The sequence below is a fragment of the methanotrophic endosymbiont of Bathymodiolus puteoserpentis (Logatchev) genome, from assembly GCF_900128525.1.
GTDB lineage: Bacteria > Pseudomonadota > Gammaproteobacteria > Methylococcales > Methylomonadaceae > Methyloprofundus.
On record NZ_FQTQ01000119.1, the window covers coordinates 1 to 1208 of the forward strand.

1 protein-coding gene and 1 pseudogene are annotated in these 1208 nt (G+C 39.9%); both read left to right on the forward strand.

The features are described 5' to 3' along the window. Window positions 1–114 (forward strand): annotated as a pseudogene (locus tag BQ7314_RS15830) (IS6 family transposase); the annotation flags it as partial. Window positions 115–366: 252 nt separating this feature from the next. Beyond that, window positions 367–1032, forward strand: coding sequence for a DNA/RNA non-specific endonuclease (locus tag BQ7314_RS09715; protein ID WP_174483511.1), 666 nt, complete (start codon window positions 367–369; stop codon window positions 1030–1032). Window positions 1033–1208 lie beyond the last annotated feature (176 nt).

Here is a 1208-nt window from a genome sequence, read left to right on the forward strand (position 1 = left end):
CACTCCGCTCAAGCAACGATTGCAGGCATTGAAGCCGCACATATGATTCGAAAGGGACAGTTGTCCGAGGAAAATATGCCTGCTTATAAGCAATTTATGGCTTTAGCAGGATAGTTATGCCTGAAGACAAGGCGTGCTTCGCTTTCACTAATACTTGCGACAGAACCGATATACGATGAACTTTGCTAAAACACTGAACTTTGATAATAAATGACCTCTGAAAACGAGTGGCGCTGCCAGCGGTCAACTGCAACTTTTTGTTAGCCAGTTTTTTTTGGTTATAAATAGAACTGTCCAATTTTGACTTGCCTGAAGACAAGGCGTGCTTCTTTTTTAATAATACTTGCGACAGAACCTGTAAACAAAATGAATCTACTTATCAGAACAACCATAATATCTGTTATAGCTACCGCTTCCAATGCGAATGCAACCAACATTAATCAATTTATTAATACTCGTTCCTGTGATCAAGTCATAGATAAAAAGTTTTATAAAATTTGTTATGACTATAAAGCTAAAGGCGCAAAGTTTGTTGCCTACACGTTAAAAGGTAAAAATGTAGGCGCAGTCAATATTAAAAAGCGGCCCTCATTCTATCCTGAAAAATCAATACCTAGTCGTTATCGAACTTATCCAAACGACTACACCCATAACGAATTTAAAGCAGACCGTGGTCATTTAGCCCCAGATGCCGCGTTCGACTGGTCAAAAGACTCATTGGATTCAGTCTACTCGATGGCTAATATTATTCCTCAGTATCGCTCTATAAACAGGCATACATGGATTAAGGCAGAACGATACGCGCGTTCGATAGCAATAAAATTAGGTGAAGTAACGGTCATCAATGGTGTTGAATATGGTTCGCAACGAATGAAAAAAAGCGGTATCGCTTATCCAAAAGGATACTGGAAAATGTTATGCAATGATGCCAAAGGCTTTAAGCGTTGTCTTTACTATAAGAACAGTAAGACCATTAAAACTAAGGGTGATAAGCTAAAAGATCATGTTGTTGACTGTTCAACATTGACATAAAATTTGTTATGGTATCAATCAGTACAAAGCAACGGTACGGCGCTATGCGCGCCATCCTACCTCATGAAATACTTGGGACTCCTGTCACCAAATATTCACTCACATACGGAGCGAATTGGATAAGCCCCAGTACGCCCTGCGTCCGCTTCAACTTCGCACAAAAGCCGCTACGTTAA